We start from the raw sequence: 24748 nt of genomic DNA, 5'->3' as shown, positions 1-24748 counted from the left end.
GGTGAAAGGGAGGCAGCGACATGAGTAAACTATGGGGCGGGCGTTTCACGAAACAAACGAATCATCTGGTAGAAGAATATACAGCATCGATTAACTTTGACAAAGCACTAGCAGAAGAGGACATTCAGGGCAGTCTGGCTCATGTGAGTATGCTAGGAAAGTGCGGTATTTTACCTCAGGAAGATGTGGAGACGATTAAAGAAGGGTTGCAGACGGTACTTGGTAAAATTCGTGCAGGTGAGATTGAATTTTCCGTATCGGATGAAGATATCCACATGAATATTGAGAAGAACTTAATTGATCAGATTGGTCCAGTAGGCGGCAAATTACATACAGGTCGTAGTCGGAACGATCAGGTAGCAACAGATATGCATTTATACTTGCGTGCCCGGGTAATTGAAATTGTCGGAATGCTCCATACGCTGCAAGAAGCACTTATTGGGCAGGCGAGAGATAACGTGGATACCATTGTGCCAGGTTATACCCATTTGCAAAGAGCGCAGCCGATCCTGTTTGCTCATCATCTAATGGCCTATGTGTCGATGTTCCAGCGGGATGCAGAGAGACTGATGGACAGTTACAAACGAATTAATGTTCTTCCGCTTGGTGCAGGAGCGCTTGCAGGGACAACGTTTCCCATTGATCGTCATTTTGTAGCAGAACAGCTGCAATTTGATCGTGTATACGAGAATAGTCTTGATGCCGTAAGTGATCGTGATTTTATCGTAGAATTCCTTGCAGATGCCTCCCTGATCATGATGCACTTGTCCCGTCTTAGTGAAGAACTCGTGCTGTGGAGCAGTACGGAGTTTAGTTTCGTAGAACTGGATGATGCCTTCTGTACGGGAAGCAGCATTATGCCGCAGAAGAAAAATCCGGATGTACCGGAACTGGTTCGCGGTAAAACAGGCCGTGTCTATGGAAATCTCATAGGTCTGCTTACTGTTCTTAAATCCTTGCCGCTTGCTTATAACAAAGATATGCAGGAGGATAAGGAAGGCATGTTCGATACGGTAGCGACACTCGAAGGGGCATTGCAGTTGTTTGCTCCAATGATTGCTACTATGAAGGTGAACAAAGATCGTATGCGTGAAGCGGTGAATAAAGATTTTTCTAATGCTACAGATATCGCAGATTTTCTGGTGAACAAAGGACTGCCTTTCCGCCAGGCACACGAAGTTATTGGCAAAACGGTTCTTTATTGTATTCAGAACGGCAAATACTTGCTGGATCTGACTCTAGATGAATTCACCCAATTTTCAGAGCTGTTTGATGAGGAGATTTACGCCGTACTTCAGCCGGAAGCGGTCGTGAATGCACGGAATGTTTACGGGGGAACTGCCACTGAACAAGTATGCGATGCGATCAAACGGAGTGAAGCAATCATGCGGCTCACGGATCAGTGGCTTGTTGAGCATGCAGAAGCTTAAGTATAAGTGATGTAAACCTAACTCTCTCGAAAAATAGATCTAACTCACTGACTATTTCATTAGAGTAAGCTATAGACAAATACTAAAGATAAAGAGCAGCCCGGTGGCTGCTCTTTTTTATACATCACTATGGATAGCTAAAAATATAGCTATCAGATAACTACTAAGAGATAACTAAATTACAACTAAAAGAAAGCTAGTTTGTCCATTAAATTATAAAGAAGAATTAGAGAGGAAGCCACTTCAGCACATCCTGAATGCGGGCATCCCAATAACCCCATTCATGTTCACCGGGGCCTTCTATATAAGTGAAATCCAGTCGTGTTTGTTCCGCGGCTGAGCGGAAACGAAGATTGTCCTCATATAAAAAGTCTTCTGTTCCGCAACATTGGAACAGCTTCGGTTTAGGGCCATCCTTTTGTTCACATTGTTTTAATAGCCACATCAAATCATTCTCGGTATCTGTCACATGGTCACCAAAAACTCGTCTAAATTCAGTATTCGCTTGCGCAGATTCATTCATCCGATCCTGAAGATTTGCCATGTCGAGTGCTCCTGACAGGCTTGCCGCTGCTGCATAAGATTCCGGCTTACTTAAAGCGATCTTCATTGCGCCATAACCGCCCATGGACAAGCCAGCTACAAAGTTATCTTCTCGTGCTGCAGATAGAGGGAAGAAAGAACGGGCAAGATTGGGAAGTTCTTCGGATATGTGCTTAAAATAAGCGCTTCCTTCTGCCATATCTGTATAGTAGCTGCGATGTGCATTAGGCATAACGACAGCAATTCCGTAAGCCGATGCATATCGTTCAATGGAAGTACGGCGAAGCCAAATTGAGTCATCGTCAGATAGACCATGAAGAAGATAAAGTGTTTGATGAAGTCCATTGCTTTGTTTGGTATCGACACCAATCTGTGTAGCGGTTTGCTGAGGTAAAATAACGTGCATCGTCGTATTCATACCGAGTACTTCTGAATAGAAATGACATTGCATAAGTGCCATAATCCCAAATCCCTCCCTATGTAAGATAAAGCATCATTGATACTCATCTAGTATAACGAAAGTCGGTGGATCATCGCCACTAAATAAAGCACCGAAGAGACTTCATCCACAGGTGTGAATGGAAGAATGGAGAAGTAAAAAGAAAGTCATTCACAATGTTATACCCATTTTGTGCATAACATTGTGTTATTCACAGACTCATCGCAAAATGATATTAGTAATTTCGTGTTTATGCACAATTCTATGCACATTACCCACAGTCAATCCTGTTTTTCCACGAATCCAATACCAATTTGTGAATAGAAAACAAAAAAACAATGGATTTTCAAAAAGTTATCAACAGGTTGGTAACTAAATAATAAATATATTTTTCTACATAAATTTCTTTAAATAAAGAGAAAACAAGCGTCCCATCAATAAAAACAGAGAAATGAACGAAACGTACATTTACAGCGTAACAATGTTATGTTACATTGTCTTCAGGGGGTTAGAATTACATGACTGAAGACTTAATATCTAAGAAAGAACTTTTGGAACAGACGGGAATATCATATGGTCAACTCTATCGTTGGAAGCGAAAAAACCTAATACCAGAGGATTGGTTTATACGTAAATCTTCTTTTACAGGACAGGAGACTTTTTTTCCTAGGGAAAGCATCTTAACACGAATTGACCGAATAAAAAACATGAAAGATGAACTTTCTTTGGATGAATTGGCCGATGTGTTCTCCCCTTCGGTGAGTAACAAGGTGCTTACCCGTGTAGAAATGGAGCAAAAACATCTGGTAACACCGATTTCAATACATCTTTTTTTAGAAAGTGGAAGTGAAAAGGAGAAACAAACTTTTTCTTTTGAGGAAATGCTGTGTATCTATGTTTTGGATCAGGCTCTTGCCAGTGGACAGATGAACCGGGAAGAAGGAATTTTACTTGTACAGACGTTCCAGACGTATTACAGCAAGTTTCAAGATAAAGGTTGTGACATCATTTTGACCCGAAAAATGGGAATCCCCCTATTTACGATGCTGACTACGGGAAGCGAAGTATATTTTGACACAGGTGTTAAGGAAGTTCTGCGTTTATCTCTAGGTACTTATTTGGAGCAGTTGAAAGTCAAATTGAGTGAATCGGAGGGGTTCTTATGAGGAACGAGCAGTCCAGACCAGACATAAATATTTCAGGTGTTGGCAAAGCATCGGGTGGTACCTATCGTCATGTTCGTGTAGATGGGGTTGGTAAATTTTCTGGTGATATCGATTGTGTGAGTTACGAAGTAAATGGTACATCGGGATTGCAAGGAAATCTTCGCTGTGAGCGGTATGTTGTGAATGGTTCAGCCAATATTCAGGGAACTGTCGTTGCGGATGAATATCAAGTCAATGGCAGCAGCAAGGTTGAAGGCGGTGTTAAAACAAAACAGACCCGAATTGATGGAGTATCATCCATTAAAGAACATCTGGAAACCGATAAATTGATTGTAAACGGGAAAGCGACGATTGATGGGAAATTGATCGGAAGCTGTGTAGAGGTAGCAGGTGGGATTACAGTAGGGAAAGACGTGGAATGTGAGACCATCGAAGTACAGGGCGGTTTCAAAATCAAGGGTATGCTGAACGCAGGAACCGTGGATATTATGCTTCATCATCGTTGTGAGGTAGAAGAGATTGGCGGGGAACAAATTCAGGTACGCCGTAAATCGAAGGTAAGATTACTGGATCAATTCGTACCTGCTATGACACCTAGACTGAAGACCCACATTATAGAAGGGGACGATATCTATCTAGAACATACGCATGCGGGTACAGTCAGAGGAAGCCGGATTATCATCGGTCCGGGTTGCGAGATTGGTGTAGTGGAATATAGCGTATCTTACGAGCAAGATCCAGAATCTCAAGTAGGGCGGCAGATCCAGGTGTAAGGCGGAAGTGGGGAGGAAACATAGATGATAACAGGATACAGGAGCGAATACATGGATAAAGACATTAAGATAACAGGCACCGGAAGTTCTAATGGAGGCACCGTTCGAAACGTAAAGGTTGTAGGAGAAGGTGTGATTCATAGTGATGTGGAGAGCCAGTATTTTAAATGTACGGGTACAGCGGCGGTAAATGGCCATCTCCGGAGTAATCAGATTAAGCTTACGGGGAGTCTTCATGTCCAGGGCGATGTATACGGAGATTCCATTAAAACGAGCGGACAGTTCGAAGTGGGTGGGAAACTGGAAGTCCGGCATGTGAAGCTAAACGGAGATACGGTCGTTAAACGTTCCATTCATAGTGAGCATTTTAAAGCATTTGGCTCGGTTCGCCTTCATGGCGATTGCAGTGCAGAACAATTGAGGATTAAAGGGGCAATTCAGACAGAGGGGATGCTGAATGCTGAACATATCGATATTGGATTGTATGGGCTCTGTAAAGTTGCCGAGATCGGCGGTCACAAGATTGAGATTAAACGAACGCTGATGTCTTCTCTCTTCCACATGTTTAACCCTAAGCGCCAAAGTGATCTGATCGCGGATACGATAGAAGGTGATGTGCTGCATCTAGAGCATACAGAAGCTAAAGTAGTAAGGGGACGTAAGGTTTATATTGGTCCTGGGTGCCGAATTGGGCTTGTCGAATATAGTGAGTCCTGCAAGAAGCATTCAGACGCAGTGACAGAGGTTTGCAACCAGATTGGCTCGTTATAGATGAATGAGCAGGTGTAATACACCATGAATCGGTTTTAGAAAATAAAGAAACCCGGACGTATGCACCATACTAGCCCGGGTTATTATTGTGCGCGCATTGATGCAGGGCTCTTTTTCTATTGCAATTTAGCCAGCGTCTTCCGTACGAACTCCATCTTCCACGGGAGTGGTCTCCGAAGAGGGCGGCGATGGAGGCGGTTCTTCCTCCTGAGCAGCTCGGTTTACAGCAAGAACTCGGTCTTGCGGCCGATAGGTGTCTTTAGATATCAATTTACGAGAGACGACTTCTCCGTTTACCTTCTTGATTTGATAAGAAGCAACGACATATCCGGTTGAACCGGCCTGACGCACCATCTCGCTTCCTGGGGAAAGAGAATGATCTGATACATAGGTGAGCGGAGCTGATAGTGTTTCGAGAAGTTCGGTATCGAGTTCGTAACTTACATTCTCCGGAAAAGTTCCGAAGAAGGAGACATTTAGTTCGCGGTCTTTTACCTCTGCTTTAATAAGAAGGTATTTATCTGACGTGTTTTTAAAACGGAAATTAATGTACCCCGATGCAAAGGTTGCATCAAGACCCTTAGGAAGATAACTGACGGGAAGCGAATGATTTCTTCTCTCGACAATCTCTAGTCCTGTTCGCAGGGCTGCATTATATAGTGTGCTGGATACCTGGCATATACCTCCCCCGACACCGGGTACTAACTGACCTTTTACTATGACCGGCGCTTCCTGAAATCCACTCTCCTTTTCTGCTTTTTCCACGATACTGCCATAATCAAAAATGTCCCCTGGTTTTAAAATAAGCCCGTTTAACGCGCTGGCTGCAGCGCTGACATTATGTGCTCTTCCTTCTCCACTTGATCCAAGAGACGTCACCACTTCAATGATCTTCCTTTCAATCCCTTCTTCTTTTAGAGAAGCAATGGTAACGGAGGGCTTCAACTCTTGGAGGGGAAGGTCGATAACTATACTAGGCGGCTCTTTATCTTTCTTATTAAGTAATGAAAAATGGTCAGGTATGACTTGAGATATAATCGCATCCATTTGATCCCACTTAATCCGCTGTACATTTTGTTCCGGTGTATAAACGACTTCGTCGTTTGGTGTAATTTCCCGAACTGCATTTACGGGATTTCCGAAATGCTTTTCTTCCCATTCTGGAGTGAGTTTTTGTTTGAGCTGGTCACGCTCTAGGTTGACTTCTAGCTTCCATTCCTCAGCGAAATGCCAGCGACTTACTACTCTTTGAACGAGTCCGCCTTCCGAAAGAGTACGTAAGGCTTGTTTAAATTGATCGGCTTTGTACGTCACTCCAACATCAGCCAGTGTTAGTTTCGTTTCGGAAATAAGAGTGTTCTCGGACTTTACTCCCAGCGGAAGGTTTTCAAGTGCTGTGAGTTTCTGTTCTAACTCCTTCAACACCGTATCCTTATTCTGCCCTCCTACAGACCACCCGGACAAATGAACTCCTGGGGGGATTTTGGACTGGTGAGCGTACATGTATAGCCAGCCAAAGATAAAAGCGAATAGGAGAGAAAGAAACACGAAAACAATGAACGAAATGTGAACTTTTTTCATATAGAACTCCTCTCAGACTTCTGTTTTCCCGGTGTTAGGAACACTCTTTCAATATATGCGGAAGGAGAGGAAATCTTTCGGCTACTCAAAAGGTAACAAATTTGTTACAATGAGAGACATCTTGATGAAAATCGAGAGATTTTAAAGGAAATCATTGGAAAGTGTCGAAATGAGCAAAAGAAGCTACTAATGCAACGGGAAGTGATGATGTGATTGAGTTACAAGACGTGTGGAAGACCTATCCGAATGGTGCGCATGCGCTTCAAGGCGTTTCGGTGAAGATCGACCGCAATGAATTTGTTTATATCGTCGGCCCCTCTGGAGCGGGCAAATCGACTTTTATGAAATTGATTTACAGAGAAGAAGTACCGACTAAAGGTCAAATATCAGTGAACGGATTTAATATTGGAAAGTTGAAACATCGTAAGATTCCTTATGTCAGACGAAATATCGGGGTTGTCTTTCAAGATTTCAGACTGCTGCCCAAGATGACGGCATATGAGAATGTTGCTTTTGCTATGGAGGTTATTGAAGCCCCTAAGAAGCATATCAAGAAACGTGTAATGGAAGTTCTCGATCTGGTAGGTCTTAAGGAAAAGGCAGACCGCGAGCCGGCACAACTCTCCGGAGGCGAGCAGCAGCGGATTGCGATTGCAAGAGCCATTGTAAACAATCCTTCCGTCATTATTGCGGATGAGCCTACCGGCAACCTGGATCCCGAGACATCCTGGGGAATTATGCAGCTTCTTGATGAAATTAATTTCCGGGGAACGACCATTGTTATGGCTACGCATAACCGTGACATCGTGAACAAGATGAGAAAACGGGTTATTGCGATCGAAAAAGGCCATATCGTTAGAGACGAGCTGAGAGGGGAATACGGCTATGAATTTTAGTACCTTCTTGCGCCATCTGCGGGAAGGATTCAAGAGTATTTTCCGCAACGGTTGGATGTCTATTGCCTCCATAACGTCTATTGTTGTTTCTCTATTGATTTTAGGAGTGTTCGTTCTCTTGGTCGTGAATGTCAATTCGATAGCCGATAATGCGGACAGCCAGGTAGAGATCAGTACGTACCTGCAGCTGAATGTAGATGAGGAGCTTCGTACAACATTGCAAGAAGAAATTGCAGCGATGCCAGAGGTAAGTTCGATCGCGTTTGTTCCTAAAGATCAAGGATTGGCTGAATTTAAAGAAAAGCTTGGTGAAGATCAACAGGAACTTTTGGAAGGCTTTGATGTAGATAACAACCCGCTTCCAGACACCATTCGAGTTGAGCTTATTGATCCGAGTACCGTTGATTTTGTAGCGGAGAAGATTGAAGCTCTGAATGAGAAATATACTGAGAAGCCTATTATGAAAGTTAATTTTGGTGAAGAGACGGTGGAGACGTTGTTCAAGATTACACGTCTGATCCGAACAATAGGTTTTGTATTTGTTGCCGGACTTGCACTAATGTCTATGTTCCTGATTTCCAACACGATTCGCGTGACGATCCTGGCAAGACGCCGGGAGATTGGGATTATGAAGCTAGTTGGTGCCACGAATGCATTCATTCGTTGGCCATTTTTTGTGGAAGGTGCACTTATCGGTCTTATCGGTTCACTTATTACGATCGGAATTTTATTTGCTGGTTACAACCAGCTGCTTATTACCGTACAGGAAGATATTATTATTAAAATGCTGAACCTGGTACCTTTATCCAGTCTATGGGCTTGGCTCGGAGGTTCACTTCTCATCATGGGAGTACTCGTTGGCGTTCTAGGCAGCACATTGTCTATTCGTAAGTCACTGAAAGTCTAATTGATAATTGAATTTGACGGCTGTCCCGGTTTAGGGGCAGCTGCTCATCACAATAAGAAAATAATTTGCACTGATATATATATTTATTTTAAATGAAGGATGGGGAAGAGAACTTGAAAAAGACAGCTACTGCACTTGCGATGAGTTTACTCACCGCTGCAATCCTATCACCTAGTTATGGTTATGCTGCTTCCAGCTTGAATGATATCGATAATGAAATTAAACAGCTCGAGGAACAATCACAGTCTGCCAAAACAAAACGGGAAGAGGCAGCTAAGAAAAAAGAAGAAGCTGAACATAACAAGCAAAAAACGGAAGATTATTTGAATAAAATAATCGAACAGATTAATATTGTAAGTAATGAACTCATTAATATTTCTTATAAGATTGAGTTAACAGAAGAAAATTTACGACTTACCAAAAAAGAGTTGAAAGAAGCGGAAGAACGGATTGCAGCCCGTGAAGAATTGCTAGAATCGCGTGTGCGTTTGATGTATACCGATGGATCGGTATCTTACCTTGATGTATTACTTTCATCTACTAGTTTTGCGGATTTCCTTCAACGTGCAGATTCACTCAAGATGATTGTCGATCAAGATCAGAATCTACTAGAAGAACATAAGAAAGACAAAGAATTGGTTGTTCAGAAGAAGCAAGAGCTTGAAGAACAATACAAAGAACATAAGCAGTTATATGCAGATAAGAAAGAGCGCAAAGCGGAACTTGATGCAAAAGAGGTAGAAAAGCAGCAGCTTATCGCTCAGTATGATGGGGAGATCGAATCTCAGGAAGAACTGAGTGAAGAACAAGACCGCATGCTAGTTGAGATTGCAAGCAAACGTTCATCTCTGCTTCAAGAGAAGAATAAACTGCAAGCAGAACAAGCTGCGGCAGCAGCGAGAGCCAAAGCAGCAGCAGAAGAAGCAGCTCGTAAAAAAGCACAACAGAAAGTTTCTTCTTCCAGCTCTAGCTCGAGTTCTAGCTCAAGTTCCAGTAGTTCTTCGAGCAGCAGCACTTCCAGCGGCAGTGGAGTTTTCGCGATGCCAATTTCAGGTGCCTATATTTCATCCGGTTATGGACCGAGGGTTCACCCCATTACCGGTGTAGTAGGTAAAATGCATGCTGGAGTCGACTTTGCAGCACCAGAAGGTACGACGATTACGGCAGCTGAGAGTGGAGTAGTCATTGTGGCTGAATGGACAAGCGGTTACGGGAATACCGTCATAGTTGATCATGGAGACGGTCTGTGGACGTTATATGGACATATTCGTAATGGTGGAATCAAGGTTAAAGAAGGTGACAGTGTAACACGCGGTCAGAAAATAGCAGAAGTCGGTTCAACAGGTAACTCAACGGGAAATCACTTGCACTTTGAAGTACGGGTGAACGGTAGTCATACGAATCCAATGAATTATTTGTAAAATTCGGCATACTTAGGGCATATTCCGTACAAGCTTATCATATACTCTTGCTGGTAGATCAGGGTGAATTGTAAGTCAGACGGAATAGAAAGGGCGGTGACGCTCATGATGAAGAAGCGTTCTGCTTTCATGCTGGTTATCATTGGCCTACTAGGCGGGTGTTTGCTGACACTGGCATTTGTAAACTTTCAATCTCTGAATACTCAGGGTGGAGAAGGTTTACTTGCGAGTGTAACCGGAAGCAGTCAGAAGAATGATCTTTCGAAAATCGAAACAACGCTTGATCTAATTGAAGAGAACTACTATCAGGATATTGATCGTACCGAACTGATTGATGGTGCGATTAACGGAATGATGGGAGCACTAGGTGATCCTTATTCCAGTTATATGGGACAGGAGACAGCAGCACAGTTTGAAGAATCGATCGAAGGATCCTTTACAGGAATTGGTGCTGAGGTTTCCTCTCAGGATGGAAATGTCATTGTAGTCTCGCCAATTAAAGGGTCACCAGCAGAAAAAGCAGGTATACGATCCAAGGACGTCATTTTATCGGTGAATGGAGAATCTCTTCAAGGACTTGACCTGAATGAGGCCGTTAACAAAATCCGTGGTCCAAAGGGCAGCGAAGCTAAGGTTTCTGTTCAGCGGGCAGGTTCCACGGATCCACTCGAATTTACGATTGTAAGAGATGACATCGACCTGGAAACAGTATACGCAGAAATGCAGGAAGATGGGGTTGGTATCATTACTATTACCCAATTCTCGCTGAATACTGCAGAACGTTTTGAAGAAGAGCTAGCCAAGCTCGAAGCCCAGAATATGAAAGGCCTTATCATTGATGTAAGGAACAACCCCGGTGGTGTGTTATCGGTTGTCATTGATATTGCAGAACAATTTGTTCCAAAAGGCGAGCTCATTGTTCAGGTAGAAGATAAGAACGGTAAACGGGAGAAGAATGAATCTAAGGGTTCTGCGAAACCTTACCCTGTAAGTCTACTTATGAATAAAGGTAGTGCGAGTGCTTCCGAGATTCTGGCGGGTGCTTTGCAGCAATCCGCAGGAGCAACCCTGCTCGGAGAGAACTCTTTTGGTAAAGGAACGGTTCAGACAAGTTTTGAACGTCAGCTTGGCGATGGAAGCCTAGTGAAGATTACGATAGCAAAATGGCTTACACCGAATGGAGATTGGATTCATGAGAAAGGGATTGAACCTGATCTTACGGTCAGTCAGCCTGAATACTTCTCAGTAGCTCCGATTACCAAGGATAACTTACCGCTTAAACTTGATTCAAACAGCACGGATGTGAAGAATGCACAAACGATGCTGGAGGGACTTGGATTTAAAACGGACCGTAAAGATGGATATTTCGATGCTAAGACACAAACTGCGATTAAGGCATTCCAGGCTTCCAAAGGACTTACAGCCAGCGGCATCTTAGATGAGAAAACGGCAGGAGCACTGGAAGCGGCGCTCATTGAAAAAATCAGTGATCCGCAGTATGATACCCAGCTTAAAAAAGCCGTATCTGAAATGAAGAAGGAAATAACTTCGGCTGCGTCGAATTAATACAAGAAAAACAAGGGTGGACATGTAACGTTCAGAAAAGTTTTTCTTAACTGAAATCAGGAATGCAGATAGTTGAATAACTGTCTGATTTCAAGAAGAAGGCTGCTGTTCAGCCTTCTTTTTTTATTGGATTAATGATTAAACAATTTTATAATAACTTTAGTTACTTTATAAAAAGAAATGCATAAAAAAGGAGCGTGAACCTATTTGAATGAAGTCATCTCATGGCTTTGGCTGATATTGGATGCAGTGATTGACCTATTAAGCCAGCCATTTTATTATATTGCCATTGTTATCATCGCTCTGTGGTTTCGCAGGCAAGGGATGCTGGAACGAAAATTAATGCATGTGCGTCTTAACGCTTGGCCGTTATTAACGACTCGAACCGTGATTACCGGTGTAACGCTCGGAGTAATCGTCTCTATTCTATATGTATTCCTGGGAATTCAGCTTTCAATTCAAGGGGTAGTGCTGATCTGGGTAACCTCTTTCGTTCTCATGTTATTCCGCGTACGCTATTTGAATGCGGTGTATGCGATAAGTATTCTTGGACTCATCCAGTGGATCTTAGGGTTCTTTGAGCAGTGGCAGCCGAGCGGCTTTATGGGGAGTATCATTCTTCAGATTGAGCAGCTTAATATCCCTTCCCTTCTTGTACTCTGTGCGGTGCTCCATCTGATGCATGCTATAGTCATTCGCTTGCAGCGGGGACAAGCTGCATCTCCGGTTTATTTTGAGGGGAAACGAGGGAAATTGGTTGGGGGTTATCAGTTGCAGTATTTAACTCCCATTCCACTCATGATGCTGGTTCCTGCTGGTTTAGGAGCTGGGGCCGATCTTCCTTGGAATCCTGTATTCTTACAAGAATCAGGAACGTATTTATTATTCGGACTTCCGCTACTTATCGGTTTTGGTGAGATGACGAAGACGATGCTTCCAGAGGAGAAAGTTTCCCTAACCTCAAAGCGGATGTTATTATATGGTGCCGTACTGCTTATACTGGGACTGTTGTCGATGTGGTGGAGTCCTGCTACGATTGTTGCGGTACTAATCGCATTTCTTGGGCACGAAGCACTCAGTTGGATTAGTTCATACGAAGAGGAGAATCGAAGCCCGATCTATGTTCATCCAAAGCAAGGCTTACAGATTCTAGCGGTTCTTCCGGGAAGCCCGGCAGACGAACTTGGATTTATGCCTGGTGAAGTCATCTACAAAGTGAATGGACAAATGGTTCATTCAGAGGCAGATTTACATCGTTGTCTTCGGATGAACGCGGCTTTTTGTAAGCTGGAAATACGGAATATTAACGGCGAAAGTAAATTTCTGCAGCGTGCTCTCTACGAGGGCGAACATCATCAGCTCGGTGCCTTACTAGCTCCTGACCCAGATACGGGTTCAGCAATTAAGGAGAGTCCTGCGTCAATCTATCAGATATTTGGTATGAAGCTTCAGACACAGCGTAAGGTAAATCCGAACGAAGGATTTGCTGATGCTTTTCAGCAAGACAGCTAATCGTCATCATAAGCCGTCATAATAAGATGATTTAATAAGTGAAAGACCTCCAAATCTACAGTATGCAGATTGGAGGTCTTTTTGTTTAAAGTAACGAGTAACTCATGAAAGGGACTGCCTTATTCTTGAAGCTGCCGTAGTACGGTAATTTCAACCCGGCGGTTCTTTTGTCTGCCTTCTTTCGTGCTGTTGTCCTCGGCAGGACGAGTATCGGCATAACCTGCATACTGGAAATGATCCGATTCCAGACCTTCTTCATCCATAAAATAACGTAATACGGACAGGGCTCTTGCACCGGATAATTCCCAGTTGTCTTTATAAGTGGAGCTATTAACAATGGGCATGTTATCCGTATGACCTTCAATGGAAATATTCATGCCTAAATCTCTGAACAAGCTGGCTAACTGGTGTAGTACGGGAGAAGATCCATCCATCAGTCTAGCATTACCGCTGCGGAATAAAAAACGTTCACTCAGCGTAATCGATATGCCTTGTGGCTTGTCCTCTACAAAAATCAGTTCTGTCAGATTGTGATCTTCTATGTATCCCTCAATCTGGCTGAGTAATTGCTGGAGTTCTTTCTCTTGAGCTCGAAAAGCTACTTCATGAGCAGATTCTGTTTTTTCAGATTCAGGGTTTTCGTTTTTATTATCATTGGACTGCGCTGCATCGCCGCCTGGATTCTGTTGTTCAGGAGAAGGTTTGTCTCCTGTGATCCCTTTATTGCCTTCTAGAATATGATTCGAATTTTGGAAAGTAGTTTGCAGCGAGCTCGTAATATCTTCGTATTTATTGGCATCAAGTCTGCTCATTGCATATAACATGATGAAGAAAATAAGTAAAAGAGTGATTAGATCGGCATAGGTAATCATCCAGCGGTCATGGGAAGCACCGGAGTTACTTGCTCGCGCCTGTCTTGTTCGTATGAGGCGACTGCGTTTATTCCGCTGTCTCATGACTTTTTTCCTTTCTGTTCATTTCCGGGATCTCGTGTTTTAGGGCATAAGTTTCGAGTTTCTTACGAACAAGTAAAGCATTCTCCCCATTCTGAACGGATAGTATGCCTTCTAAGAGCATTTCCAGAGTAGAGGTTTCTTCTTCGCTTTTTGCTCTGATTTTTGATGCAATCGGCAGAAAGATAAGATTGGCACTTGCGACGCCATATAAAGTAGCGATAAAAGCAACAGCAATGGATGGACCTAGCTCAGTAGGATCTGTCAGGCTTCCAAGAACCTGAACCAATCCCATTACGGTTCCGATGATTCCCATCGTTGGAGCATAAGCACCGGCAGATTCAAAAATTTTGGCGTAATGATCATGCTTCTGTTCGATGGCATCAATTTCGAGCTCCATAATTTGCTGGACCACGGGTTGGTCAGTTCCGTCAACGACCATTTGAATTCCATTTTTCAAAAAATCATTAGAGTGTTCCATTACTTTATGCTCAAGGGCGAGAACCCCTTCTCTTCGGGCAAGCATCGACATTTCCACAATGTCATCTATCCACTCGCTTGCTTCATGATTAGACTTACGAAATGCCATACGTAAAGCTGCAGGTATCGTCCGAATACGATACATGGGGTAACTAATCAGAATTGCTGCTATGGTTCCGCCAAATACAATAAGTGCTGCTGTAGACTGAAATAATCCTGTAATTTGCCCTCCTTCCCATAAAAAACCTCCGATAATGGCGACTGCTCCGGCAATGAGACCGATTAGGGTCGCGATATCCATGAATGATTTCGCCTCCTCGTTCGTTACTTACATTTGCATCCATGATCTGAACCGAGTATAATAAACGGGAACAAATATTCCTATTCAAAGAATATTTCCGATACAAGTTTTCTCGGCAAATATCGACATAAATGTAAGATCTATTTTAGACGATGAGGGTGAGGTTGGGCAATGAGTGATATAGTCATGAGCACGAAGACGTTTCAACTCGAGTCGGAATTTCAGCCCCAGGGAGATCAGCCTGCAGCAATTGAAGAGCTGGTCGCAGGTGTGCGTGCAGGCAAGAGGCACCAGACTTTGCTTGGTGCTACGGGTACGGGTAAGACGTTTACGATTGCTCAGACCATAGCGAAACTGAATAGACCGACGCTTGTTATTGCACATAACAAGACGCTTGCAGCACAGCTGGCAAGCGAGTTTAAAGAGTTTTTCCCGAGTAACTCGGTGGATTACTTTGTAAGTTACTACGATTATTATCAACCAGAGGCATATATTCCTTCTTCTGATACGTATATCGAGAAGGATTCAAGTATAAATGAAGAAATAGATAAACTAAGACACTCGGCGACGAGTTCCTTGTTTGAACGACGGGATGTCATCATCGTAGCAAGTGTATCCTGTATATATGGTCTCGGTTCTCCGATGGAGTATTCGAATTTACTATTATCTCTTCGGGTAGGGATGGAGAAGCCGCGTAATGAGATTCTAGCTCGGCTTGTAGATATTCAGTACCAACGGAATGATCTTAATTTTGTTCGGGGTACTTTTCGTGTTCGCGGGGATGTCGTTGAGATTTTCCCAGCCTCCAAAGATGAGCATGCCATTCGTGTTGAACTGTTTGGAGATGAGATCGAACGGATTACAGAGATTGATGTGCTTACTGGCGAACTGATTGGTGAACGCGATCATGTCGCGATCTTCCCGGCATCTCACTTTGTTACGCATGAGGATACGATGAAGGTTGCGCTCGTTAATATAGAACGTGAACTGGAAGAACGTCTTGCAGTGCTCAAAGAGCAGGGGAAACTTCTCGAAGCACAGCGTCTTGAGCAGCGTACGCGTTATGATATAGAGATGATGAAAGAAGTAGGTTTCTGTTCTGGAATTGAGAACTATTCAGGACCTTTAACTTTCCGGGAAAGAGGAGCGACGCCTTATACGTTACTCGATTATTTTCCAGATGATATGTTAATTGTTGTCGATGAGTCTCATGTAACACTTCCGCAGATTCGCGCCATGTATAATGGTGACCAAGCAAGAAAAACAGTCTTGGTAGAGCACGGGTTCCGGTTACCTTCTGCACTCGACAATAGGCCGCTCAAGTTTGAAGAGTTCGAAGAGAAGGCAAAACAGATTATTTATGTATCTGCAACGCCAGGTCCTTATGAACTGGAGCATACCGAAGGCGAAATGGTAGAGCAGATTATTCGTCCAACAGGACTCCTTGATCCAATTATTGAAGTTAGACCAACCAAAGGACAGATTGATGATCTCATTAATGAGATTCGTGACCGGGTTGAGAAGGATGAAAGGGTGCTTGTTACCACGCTGACGAAGAAGATGTCAGAGGATCTCACTGATTACTTCAAAGAAGTAGGAATTAAGGTTAGATATATGCACTCTGATATCAAGACACTGGAACGTATGGCTATTCTCAGGGATCTTCGGTTAGGTACCTTCCATGTACTTATTGGGATTAACTTGCTGAGAGAGGGTCTTGATTTACCAGAAGTTTCTCTCGTCGCCATCCTTGATGCAGATAAAGAAGGATTCCTACGTTCAGAACGTTCACTGATCCAGACGATTGGCCGAGCCGCACGTAATAGTGAGGGCCGGGTTATTATGTACGGTGATCGTATTACCGATTCGATGGATAAAGCGATCAAAGAAACGGAACGCCGTAGGGTTACACAAATTGCATATAATGAGAAGCATGGAATCACACCTCAGACGATACGTAAAAAAATACGTGAAGTGATTGAAGCGACGAAAGTTGCTGAATCGAAGAGTGATTACCTGGTTAGCGGCGCAGAGAAAATGTCGAAGCGCGAGCGCCAGTCTCTCATTCAGCGTCTAGAGGCAGAAATGAAAGATGCAGCTAAGAATCTACAGTTTGAGCGAGCCGCAGAACTCCGTGATGCGCTACTCGAATTAAAGGCAGATTAATAATGTAGAGAACGGCCTTATGGTCGTTCTCTTCTTCAAGAGTACATATAGAGTTTGATCTTTATGTACTCTTCTTTGTTTTCTTATAAAATTATATCGCTTGAAAATAAAGTTCACAGGCTATACTTGTAGATATACTGTTTAAATAATATAAATGAGGACCGAGCCCAGAGGGCAATGGTCCGCTTGCTGGAGAAGCCAAGCGCCCTCCAGTCACCGTCCCTTCAAGGACCGAGCGCAGAGCGCAATGGTCCGCCGCTGGAGAAGCCAAGCGCCCTCCAGCCACAGTCCCTTCAAGGACCGAGCGCAGAGCGCAATGGTCCGTCGCTGGAGGAGCAAAGCGCCCTCCAGCCATAGTCCCTTGAAGGACCGAGCCCAGAGGGCAATGGTCCACCGCTGGAGGAGCAAAGCGTCCACCAGCTACAGTCCCTTCAAGGACCGAGCGCAGAGCGCAATGGTCCGTCGCTGGAGGAGCAAAGCGCCCTCCAGCTACAGTCCCTTCAAGGACCGAGCCCAGGGGGCAATGGTCCGCCGCTGGAGGAGCAAAGCGCCCACCAGCCACAGTCTTTCAAGGACCGAGCCCAGAGGGCAATGGTCCGCTGCTGGAGGAGCGAAGCGCCCACCAGCCACAGTCCTTTCAAGGACCGAGCCCAGAGGGCAATGGTCCGCTGCTGGAGGAGCGAAGCGCCCACCAGCCAAAGTCCCTTGAAGGACCGAGCCCAGAGGGCAATGGTCCGCTGCTGGAGGAGCGAAGCCTCCAGCAATCCAGCGCCTGCAAGCATCCCTGATCTATAACACTCCGATGGGAGTGTTATAGATCAGGGGGATGCGCCCCCATTATACCAAAGTAGCACTATAACAACGCCAACCTATTCCATACAGCCAGTTTGGGAGTCCAGAGGGAAGTCCTCTGGGGTCCTCCCTGTCAGGGAGGATTTAGGTGGGTGTAGTTCCCCTAAGGAGATGAGCATGTGGCAAGCGAGAATATTGTAATTAAAGGCGCTAGAGCGCATAACTTGAAAAATATAGATGTCACCATTCCGCGTGACAAGTTTATCGTACTGACCGGGCTTAGCGGTTCCGGTAAATCTTCACTTGCTTTTGATACCATCTATGCAGAAGGACAGCGCCGATATGTAGAGTCGTTGTCTGCTTATGCGCGTCAATTTCTTGGGCAGATGGAAAAACCGGATCTAGACTCTATTGAAGGTCTATCGCCTGCGATCTCTATTGACCAGAAAACGACGAGTAGAAACCCTCGTTCTACGGTAGGTACCGTAACGGAAATTTACGACTATTTGCGTCTTCTTTTTGCAAGGATTGGCCATCCGCATTGTCCGGAACACGGGATTGAGATTACTTCTCAAACGGTGGAGCAAATGGTTGACCGGATTATGAATTATCCAGAGAAAACCAGACTTCAAATTTTGGCACCTGTGATTTCAGGCCGTAAAGGTGAACACAAAAATATTTTAGCCGACATATCAAAACAAGGTTTTGTTCGTGTGAGAATTGATGGAGAGATGAGAGATCTCTCGGAGACGATTGAGCTGGAGAAAAACAAAAAGCATACCATTGAAGTGGTTGTTGACCGAATTGTTGTAAAAGAAGATGTACAAGCACGGCTTGCAGATTCAATAGAAACAGCTCTCAAAATTTCTGGCGGCCAATTGTTGGTTGATATTATTGGACAGGAGGAGCTTCGTTTCAGTTCGAATTTTGCCTGCCCGATTTGTGGTTTCAGTATGGAAGAGTTGTCACCACGGATGTTCTCGTTTAACAGTCCGTTTGGTGCTTGCCCAGACTGTGATGGACTCGGAGTCAAAATGATTGTTGACCCGGAACTGCTCGTTCCTGATCCAAGTAAAACCATTGAAAAAGGAGCTTTTGATGCCTGGGCAGGAGGAACTTCCAATTATTATCCTCAGTTCTTACGCTCTGTATGTGAGCATTATAAGATCCCTATGGATGTTCCAGTCAGCGAGCTTCCCGCTGATCAGATGAACAAGCTGCTGCATGGAACGAATGGAGAGAAGATTCGCTTCCGTTATGAGAATGATTTTGGTCAACGAAAAGAGGCCCATGTCGCATTTGAAGGCATTATTCCAAATCTGGAACGCCGATATCGGGATACAGCCTCCGAAGGGGTTCGGGAATTTATAGAAGGCTACATGAGTGCAAAGCCTTGTGGAACATGTAAAGGTCATCGGCTCAAGAAAGAAATTTTGGCTGTCACAATTAACGATCACAACATGGCTTACGTTACGGAACTCTCGATTGGAGAGGCAGTGAACTTTTTTGGTTCATTAACGTTGTCAGAGAAAGAACAATCCATTGCTAAGTTGATTCTAAAAGAAATCAACAGCCGTCTCGGCTTCCTTGTCAATGTAGGTCTCGACTACCTGACAATGAGCCGTGCTGCGGGAACTTTATCCGGCGGAGAAGCGCAGCGGATTCGTCTTGCAACTCAGATCGGTTCAAGTCTCATGGGCGTACTATACATTCTTGATGAGCCGAGCATCGGTTTGCACCAAAGAGATAACGATCGACTCATTTCTACACTCGCTCATATGCGTGACCTTGGTAATACGCTCATCGTTGTAGAACATGATGAGGACACCATGATGGCAGCCGACCATATCATTGATATCGGCCCAGGTGCCGGGATTCATGGTGGACAAGTCATGTCTCAAGGAACACCGCAAGAAATTATGGAAGATCCTAACTCCCTGACAGGCAGTTATTTGAGTGGACGCAAGTTCATTCCAGTTCCAGCAGAGAGACGCAAAGGCGATAATCGCTTTCTAGAGATCCGCGGTGCGAAGGAGAATAACCTGAAGAACATTAATGTAAAAATACCACTTGGTGTATTTACGGCAGTTACAGGTGTATCCGGTTCTGGTAAGTCTACGCTTGTTAATGAAATTCTGTATAAGACACTAGCGCGTGATCTGAACCGGGCTAAGGTACGTCCGGGTCAACACAAAGAAATTCGTGGACTAGAGCATATTGATAAAGTCATTGATATTGACCAGTCACCGATTGGACGCACACCGCGTTCGAACCCTGCCACGTATACCGGTGTATTTGATGATATCCGTGATCTGTTCTCGCAGACCAATGAAGCGAAACTTCGTGGATATAAAAAGGGCCGGTTCAGCTTTAACATTAAAGGGGGACGCTGTGAGGCTTGCCGCGGGGACGGGATTATTAAGATTGAAATGCACTTCTTGCCAGATGTTTACGTCCCATGTGAAGTATGTAAAGGGAAACGATATAACCGTGAGACGCTCGAAGTAAAATATAAATCAAAGAACATCTCTGAAGTGCTTGAGATGACAGTGGAAGATGCAACAGAGTTTTTCCAAAACATTCCGAAGATTCATCGGAAGATGCAAACCCTCATGGATGTAGGTCTTGGTTATGTTAAGCTGGGTCAACCAGCTACCACCTTGTCTGGAGGAGAGGCACAGCGCGTGAAGCTTGCTTCCGAACTCTATCGCCGCAGTACAGGAAAAACAATGTACATTTTGGATGAACCTACGACAGGACTTCATGTCGATGATATTGATCGCTTGCTGAAAGTGTTGCAACGTCTTGTGGATTCAGGAGAGTCGGTCCTTGTGATCGAGCATAATCTGGATGTAATCAAGACCGTTGACCACATTATTGATCTAGGACCTGAGGGAGGAAGCGGTGGAGGAACGCTGCTTGGTACAGGAACTCCTGAAGAGATCGTGAATATCAAAGAATCGTACACAGGGAAATACCTCAAACCGGTTCTTGAACGGGATACAGAGCGCAGTAAAAAGCTTGAACTTCATCACACGTAAATAATAGGAACTAGCAGGAAAGACATTCGTCTTTTCTGCTTTTTTTGTGCATTCAGAAGACAGGGGGCAAGTAGAGAAAATGGAAAACTGGATTATTTTGAATTATTTGGATGAAAAGGCTTGCGTAACCTGGATTATGAAGATAACATATAAGAAGGTGTAAACGCTTGTACGGTGTACGATAATCGACCTAGAGGAGGTGCATTTATGCTGTTAGCAGAAGCTGCAGGTGCAACTACGAAATTTAATGGTTTTGATATTTTTGTCATCTTGTTTACTATCATTATATTTATTGGCTTGGTTCGTTTGGTAAAAGCACCTAAGAAAAACCTATTTGCCATTGGATTTACGATCGTCAGCCTGCTTGTCTTTTTGATTACAGATTATGCCATGATTAAGCATTGGCTTAGTTGAATCAATTTCATAGTACCTTTAGTTGCTTTAATCAGGAGTATATATAGATCAAAATGGTTCTATTTGTCTATATATAGTTACAAACTTATCGTTTTAATGAGTTATGAAATTGATTCAGTTAAATAAAGCCTTATTATTTCAAGAACACTTTCCGTTGAATTATAAGGAAGGTGTTTTTTATTCCCATATTTTAAATAGAATCCAGCAATTCAGTAGTTTCATAGAAGGATAGATTTCTGATTTACCATACATACATTGAACTAGAGGTCGATAGAGAAATAAGTGAAGTGAGAGAGGAACAGGTGAAAGAATTGAAACCCGTATACAGATCAGCTGGTATGGCAGCAGCTGCATGCCTACTGGCGTCCACCTTTGTATTTACATCAGAAGTAAACGCAGCGAGCGTATCATTCGATGCGAAGCAAGAAGGTGGTCAAATTTATATTAATTCGAAAGAGGTTCTTGCCAAAATAGGCGGTACTGGCAAATACGATAGCAAAACGGGAAAGTACATATATACTGCGAAAGATCAGGTGCCAGATGTCATTGATAACGTATCCCCTTCTGTAGTGGGAATTATAGGTCGTGCTGTAGAGGGCGGAGAGACAGGGGGATCTGAACGTTATAACCTAGCTCATGGGACAGGCGTGATTATTAAATCGAATGGATGGATTGTAACCAACGCTCACGTGATCGATGGGCTGACAGAAGCGGTAGTCGTTACGTCAGACGGGAAGTCTTATAAGATTGTCAAAAGCTACAGTGATCCTGTAAGTGACATCGCTATGATCAAAATCAATGCGAAATCCCTGAAAGCAGCAAAATTCATAAGTTCCTCAGAACAGACTCGTGTAGGAGAGACCGTTATTGCGATTGGAACTCCGGTATCTTTTTCATTGCGAAATTCGGCTACGGTCGGAGTAGTAAGCGGGTTAAACCGAGCAGTAAATGGTTCGTACCGGCTAATTCAAAGTGACACGGCGATTAATCCAGGAAACAGCGGCGGTCCGCTCGTGAATCTAAAAGGTGAAGTGGTCGGCATTAATTCCATGAAATTTGCAGCTTTGGGCGTAGAGAATACAGGTTTCTCTATACCAGCAGAAACCGTTAATTATGTAATTAAACATTATTTCACATATGGAGAGGTTAAACGCGCCAGCTTGGGAGTAGAACTCGAAGAAAGCTGGTCTGCTATAGTGGGCCTCCCGACAGAAGATCCGCTTACGATTACAAGTGTTCTCACCAAGGAAGCGAAGAAAGCAGGAATTAAAGAGGGGGATGAACTCTACAGTATTGCCGGTAAACGTGTTACTTCGGTGGTCGACATTAACGAACTGCTCAAAGGTTACCTACCCGGGCAAAAAGTGAAGCTGCTCATGCAGTCGGGCGGAGATATTGTGTCAAGGCAGGTCGTTCTTACCCAAGGTGAAACGGAAGTATATAACGAAGAAGAGGAATCTGATTTTTAACCGAAGAATGGGGAGAAGATAGATTGAATAATTCAAGATCGGCACAGATCGTGGCTACCTTTTTGCTTACAGGGATGCTTGCTTTTGGCGGAGCTGTTCCCATGCTTGCTGAAGCTAATCATACGGAAGAGCTTAGAGTAAAAGTAGGTAGCACGGTTGCGGCTATAAATGGAGAGAAACAGAGCATTAACAAACCTTATATTCAAAAAGGCACGTTGATGGTGCCACTGGGTGTTTTTAAAAAGACGTTCAACAGTCAAATTAAGCTGAGCGGTACTGATGTCGTTAAGATTATGGATGGACCTCATACCGTAGCGTTAACTATTGGCAGTTCTACAGCCTGGATTGATGGTAAGAAGGTAGAGATGAGCGCTGCTCCGGAAATGAAGCAAGGGGTACTCATGGTGCCGCTGCGTCCTGTTGCGCAAGGTCTTGGAGCGAGTATTCAGAAGAACGAAAGCGGTGAGCTTGTTGTTCGTCTCAAAGGAAATGATAATGAGGATGCCAATCAAGAAACATCAGAAGATGGGATTGACGCTGATGTAGGGAAAACGAAAATAGGAAACAGTTACTATGGATGGTCTATGAATTACCCAACTGGACTTGTTGTCGGCAGTTCTTATGATGAAAGTGAAGATTATATCAACTTTATGGATGCCGAAGGTGCCTATTATTTTGAAATTCTTGTGAATGCGGAAGAAGTGAAGCTTGATGCAGACGATATGCTGCAGCAGCTGGTTCAGGAAGCCAAAAGCATGGGCGAGACGGTCATGGACCGGGAAGCTTATCCGAACGCACCTACTCCTTATGCCCGTATCGTTACAAAGGATACAGAGGGTGTATTCTGGGAAGTTAGACAATACTATGATAATGGGCGCTTATATGAAATATATTTTTCAGATAACGAAGCAAGCAACTATAAAGATCTCCAAAAATATGCCCCTTTGCTGAACTCATTCAAAACATCATTTAACACGTCAGATCGTTCGGTAAAAGATTTATCGACGGTAGAAGACGGGATGACAACAGCCTATAACCAAGATTATGGTATTGGACTCACGGTGCCTGCTGAGTGGAGTAAGGATAATCAAAGCATGGTGTATGAGAGCAAAAAGGGAACCCATCTTTCTTTGCAAGTCACTTCTGCCCCGCAGGGTGCTTCGGTCAAAGATTGGAGCGATCAGCTGGCGAAATGGATGAAAGATGTGTTTGTTACCGATGCTTACCGTGAGATTGATTCCTATACAGTGAAAGTGGCAGGGAAAGATGCACAAATTAACAAGTTTGAGTATAACTTCGGAGATGGATGGACGACAGAATATAACGTGCTGATTCAGGAAAAAGGGTATCGGTATTATCTAGAATACGCGGTCCCGAAAAAAGCAGAAGAAGAGATGGAACGGTTTGATTCGATTTTGAAGTCTCTTGAGATTGATTTTGAGACCGTGACTGAGAATTTTGGACGATTGGGTGAAGATCCTTATTTAATCGATAAAACCAAGTCCGTAACACGCTCTTCCAAAAAATATGGATACTCACTGGACATTCCACGCTTTTGGACACCGCTTCAAGACCAATATGAGAAATCTAAAATATCTTATCAATTCACGGGTGGATATTTTTCTATTCAGACAAACGAAGAGATCTCAGTGGAACTGGCTGTAAGTCAGATGAAGGAATCCTATGCAGAGGCAGGGAAAAGCCGGAAGGATTTTCGCTTAGTGGGAACCGAAAGCATCACCTTTGCAGGACAACCCGCCACATCATTTACCTATCATGAGGTAGAGAATGGAGTTCCGCATCAAGGGAAACAAATTCTGTTCGAACATAAAGGAGTTACGTATACCATAACAAGCGTCATGAATGATGCCAATCGTACAGAGGTTCAAAAGAATGCGCTGGATCATGCACTGAAATCATTCTCTTTTAACGAATAAAGATAAGTTGTTTCGTGAATGAGCAGTAGGCGGAGAAATCTGTTTACTGCTTTTTTTATGTGCACCATATGAGACTTTAAAAGTTATTTTATTTATCGGTTTTTTCAGGAAGTGGTAGAGGAAAGAGAGTGGATTTGATACACTATTATAGTTGTTTCATAGATTGGCTACACTAATCGTATGGAGTAAG

19 protein-coding genes are annotated in these 24748 nt (G+C 43.8%); 14 read left to right on the top strand and 5 right to left on the bottom strand.

Annotation, left to right across the window (positions count from 1 at the left end):
- Positions 1-20: 20 nt before the first annotated feature.
- Positions 21-1430 (top strand): argininosuccinate lyase, encoded by a 1410-nt coding sequence (gene argH, locus PV403_RS09020; protein WP_285744578.1) that lies wholly within the window; start codon positions 21-23, stop codon positions 1428-1430.
- Positions 1431-1656: 226 nt separating this feature from the next.
- On the opposite strand, the gene PV403_RS09015 is transcribed toward argH, so the two are convergent.
- Positions 1657-2433 (bottom strand): alpha/beta hydrolase, encoded by a 777-nt coding sequence (locus PV403_RS09015; RefSeq protein WP_285744576.1) that lies wholly within the window; start codon positions 2431-2433, stop codon positions 1657-1659.
- A gap of 497 nt (positions 2434-2930) precedes the next feature.
- Between PV403_RS09015 and PV403_RS09010 the strand changes: the two genes are divergently transcribed.
- From PV403_RS09010 to PV403_RS09000, 3 genes are read left to right on the top strand one after another with little or no spacing between them, the layout of a single operon-like run.
- Positions 2931-3578: a YhbD family protein gene (locus PV403_RS09010; RefSeq protein WP_213530346.1), complete on the top strand. Its 648-nt coding sequence runs from the start codon at positions 2931-2933 to the stop codon at positions 3576-3578.
- Positions 3575-4351: a polymer-forming cytoskeletal protein gene (locus tag PV403_RS09005; RefSeq protein ID WP_332084340.1), complete on the top strand. Its 777-nt coding sequence runs from the start codon at positions 3575-3577 to the stop codon at positions 4349-4351. The genes PV403_RS09010 and PV403_RS09005 overlap by 4 nt, the downstream gene beginning before the upstream one ends.
- A gap of 51 nt (positions 4352-4402) precedes the next feature.
- On the top strand, positions 4403-5122 hold the full coding sequence (locus tag PV403_RS09000; protein WP_332084339.1) for a hypothetical protein: 720 nt from the start codon (positions 4403-4405) through the stop codon (positions 5120-5122).
- 126 nt (positions 5123-5248) lie between these two features.
- Here PV403_RS09000 and PV403_RS08995 read toward each other — a convergent pair whose 3' ends face one another.
- Positions 5249-6703, bottom strand: coding sequence for a VanW family protein (locus PV403_RS08995; RefSeq protein WP_332084338.1), 1455 nt, complete (start codon positions 6701-6703; stop codon positions 5249-5251).
- Positions 6704-6912: 209 nt separating this feature from the next.
- On the opposite strand from PV403_RS08995, the gene ftsE reads away from it, so the two are divergent.
- The 5 genes from ftsE to PV403_RS08970 all read left to right on the top strand — a co-directional run bounded on the left by ftsE (position 6913) and on the right by PV403_RS08970 (position 13005).
- Positions 6913-7599: a cell division ATP-binding protein FtsE gene (gene ftsE, locus PV403_RS08990; protein WP_160032769.1), complete on the top strand. Its 687-nt coding sequence runs from the start codon at positions 6913-6915 to the stop codon at positions 7597-7599.
- A complete protein-coding gene (gene ftsX, locus PV403_RS08985; protein ID WP_213530338.1) occupies positions 7589-8506 on the top strand; it encodes a permease-like cell division protein FtsX in 918 nt (305 codons plus the stop codon). The genes ftsE and ftsX overlap by 11 nt, the downstream gene beginning before the upstream one ends.
- 113 nt (positions 8507-8619) lie before the next feature.
- Positions 8620-9927: a murein hydrolase activator EnvC family protein gene (locus tag PV403_RS08980; RefSeq protein ID WP_332084337.1), complete on the top strand. Its 1308-nt coding sequence runs from the start codon at positions 8620-8622 to the stop codon at positions 9925-9927.
- Positions 9928-10032: 105 nt separating this feature from the next.
- Positions 10033-11493 carry a S41 family peptidase gene (locus tag PV403_RS08975; protein ID WP_332084336.1) on the top strand — a complete coding sequence of 487 codons (1461 nt, stop codon included), beginning with the start codon at positions 10033-10035 and terminating at the stop codon, positions 11491-11493.
- Positions 11494-11700: 207 nt separating this feature from the next.
- Entirely contained in the window at positions 11701-13005 is a 1305-nt protein-coding gene (locus tag PV403_RS08970) for a PDZ domain-containing protein (protein ID WP_332084334.1), read from the top strand.
- Positions 13006-13124: 119 nt separating this feature from the next.
- On the opposite strand, the gene PV403_RS08965 is transcribed toward PV403_RS08970, so the two are convergent.
- Both PV403_RS08965 and PV403_RS08960 read right to left on the bottom strand, forming a co-directional pair.
- The gene (locus tag PV403_RS08965) at positions 13125-13961 is read right to left on the bottom strand and encodes a flagellar motor protein MotB (protein WP_332084331.1); all 837 of its coding nucleotides are present in this window, start codon (positions 13959-13961) and stop codon (positions 13125-13127) included.
- Complete coding sequence (locus PV403_RS08960; protein ID WP_332084330.1) at positions 13945-14739, bottom strand: flagellar motor protein; 795 nt, start codon at positions 14737-14739, stop codon at positions 13945-13947. Before PV403_RS08960 ends, PV403_RS08965 begins: the two co-directional genes overlap by 17 nt.
- Before the next feature lie 171 nt (positions 14740-14910).
- Here PV403_RS08960 and uvrB point away from each other — a divergent pair, with 171 nt between their 5' ends.
- The gene (gene uvrB / locus PV403_RS08955) at positions 14911-16905 is read left to right on the top strand and encodes an excinuclease ABC subunit UvrB (protein WP_332084328.1); all 1995 of its coding nucleotides are present in this window, start codon (positions 14911-14913) and stop codon (positions 16903-16905) included.
- Positions 16906-16996: 91 nt separating this feature from the next.
- On the opposite strand, the gene PV403_RS08950 is transcribed toward uvrB, so the two are convergent.
- Positions 16997-17467 (bottom strand): hypothetical protein, encoded by a 471-nt coding sequence (locus tag PV403_RS08950; RefSeq protein WP_332084327.1) that lies wholly within the window; start codon positions 17465-17467, stop codon positions 16997-16999.
- A 409-nt stretch (positions 17468-17876) separates the two neighbouring features.
- On the opposite strand from PV403_RS08950, the gene uvrA reads away from it, so the two are divergent.
- The 4 genes from uvrA to PV403_RS08930 all read left to right on the top strand — a co-directional run bounded on the left by uvrA (position 17877) and on the right by PV403_RS08930 (position 24558).
- On the top strand, positions 17877-20738 hold the full coding sequence (gene uvrA / locus PV403_RS08945; protein ID WP_332084326.1) for an excinuclease ABC subunit UvrA: 2862 nt from the start codon (positions 17877-17879) through the stop codon (positions 20736-20738).
- A 207-nt stretch (positions 20739-20945) separates the two neighbouring features.
- Positions 20946-21152 carry a hypothetical protein gene (locus PV403_RS08940; RefSeq protein ID WP_332084324.1) on the top strand — a complete coding sequence of 69 codons (207 nt, stop codon included), beginning with the start codon at positions 20946-20948 and terminating at the stop codon, positions 21150-21152.
- 338 nt (positions 21153-21490) lie between these two features.
- The gene (locus tag PV403_RS08935) at positions 21491-22621 is read left to right on the top strand and encodes a S1C family serine protease (RefSeq protein ID WP_442951754.1); all 1131 of its coding nucleotides are present in this window, start codon (positions 21491-21493) and stop codon (positions 22619-22621) included.
- Positions 22622-22644: 23 nt separating this feature from the next.
- Complete coding sequence (locus tag PV403_RS08930) at positions 22645-24558, top strand: stalk domain-containing protein (RefSeq protein ID WP_332084322.1); 1914 nt, start codon at positions 22645-22647, stop codon at positions 24556-24558.
- Positions 24559-24748 lie beyond the last annotated feature (190 nt).

It is taken from the genome of Paenibacillus sp. GYB006 (genome assembly GCF_036577645.1).
In the GTDB taxonomy this organism is placed as follows: Bacteria; Bacillota; Bacilli; order Paenibacillales; family Paenibacillaceae; genus Paenibacillus.
This window is presented reverse-complemented; position numbering and strand designations above follow the sequence as displayed.

Excerpts from the sequence above, each read along its gene's own strand:
- argH (WP_285744578.1), top strand. The coding sequence starts at position 21 with ATGAGTAAACTATGGGGCGGGCGTTTCACGAAACAAACGAATCATCTG.
- PV403_RS09015 (WP_285744576.1), bottom strand. The coding sequence starts at position 2,433 with ATGGCACTTATGCAATGTCATTTCTATTCAGAAGTACTCGGTATGAAT.
- PV403_RS09010 (WP_213530346.1), top strand. The coding sequence starts at position 2,931 with ATGACTGAAGACTTAATATCTAAGAAAGAACTTTTGGAACAGACGGGA.
- PV403_RS09005 (WP_332084340.1), top strand. The coding sequence starts at position 3,575 with ATGAGGAACGAGCAGTCCAGACCAGACATAAATATTTCAGGTGTTGGC.
- PV403_RS09000 (WP_332084339.1), top strand. The coding sequence starts at position 4,403 with ATGGATAAAGACATTAAGATAACAGGCACCGGAAGTTCTAATGGAGGC.
- PV403_RS08995 (WP_332084338.1), bottom strand. The coding sequence starts at position 6,703 with ATGAAAAAAGTTCACATTTCGTTCATTGTTTTCGTGTTTCTTTCTCTC.
- ftsX (WP_213530338.1), top strand. The coding sequence starts at position 7,589 with ATGAATTTTAGTACCTTCTTGCGCCATCTGCGGGAAGGATTCAAGAGT.
- PV403_RS08975 (WP_332084336.1), top strand. The coding sequence starts at position 10,033 with ATGATGAAGAAGCGTTCTGCTTTCATGCTGGTTATCATTGGCCTACTA.
- PV403_RS08965 (WP_332084331.1), bottom strand. The coding sequence starts at position 13,961 with ATGAGACAGCGGAATAAACGCAGTCGCCTCATACGAACAAGACAGGCG.
- PV403_RS08960 (WP_332084330.1), bottom strand. The coding sequence starts at position 14,739 with ATGGATATCGCGACCCTAATCGGTCTCATTGCCGGAGCAGTCGCCATT.
- uvrB (WP_332084328.1), top strand. The coding sequence starts at position 14,911 with ATGAGTGATATAGTCATGAGCACGAAGACGTTTCAACTCGAGTCGGAA.
- PV403_RS08940 (WP_332084324.1), top strand. The coding sequence starts at position 20,946 with ATGCTGTTAGCAGAAGCTGCAGGTGCAACTACGAAATTTAATGGTTTT.
- PV403_RS08935 (WP_442951754.1), top strand. The coding sequence starts at position 21,491 with ATGGCAGCAGCTGCATGCCTACTGGCGTCCACCTTTGTATTTACATCA.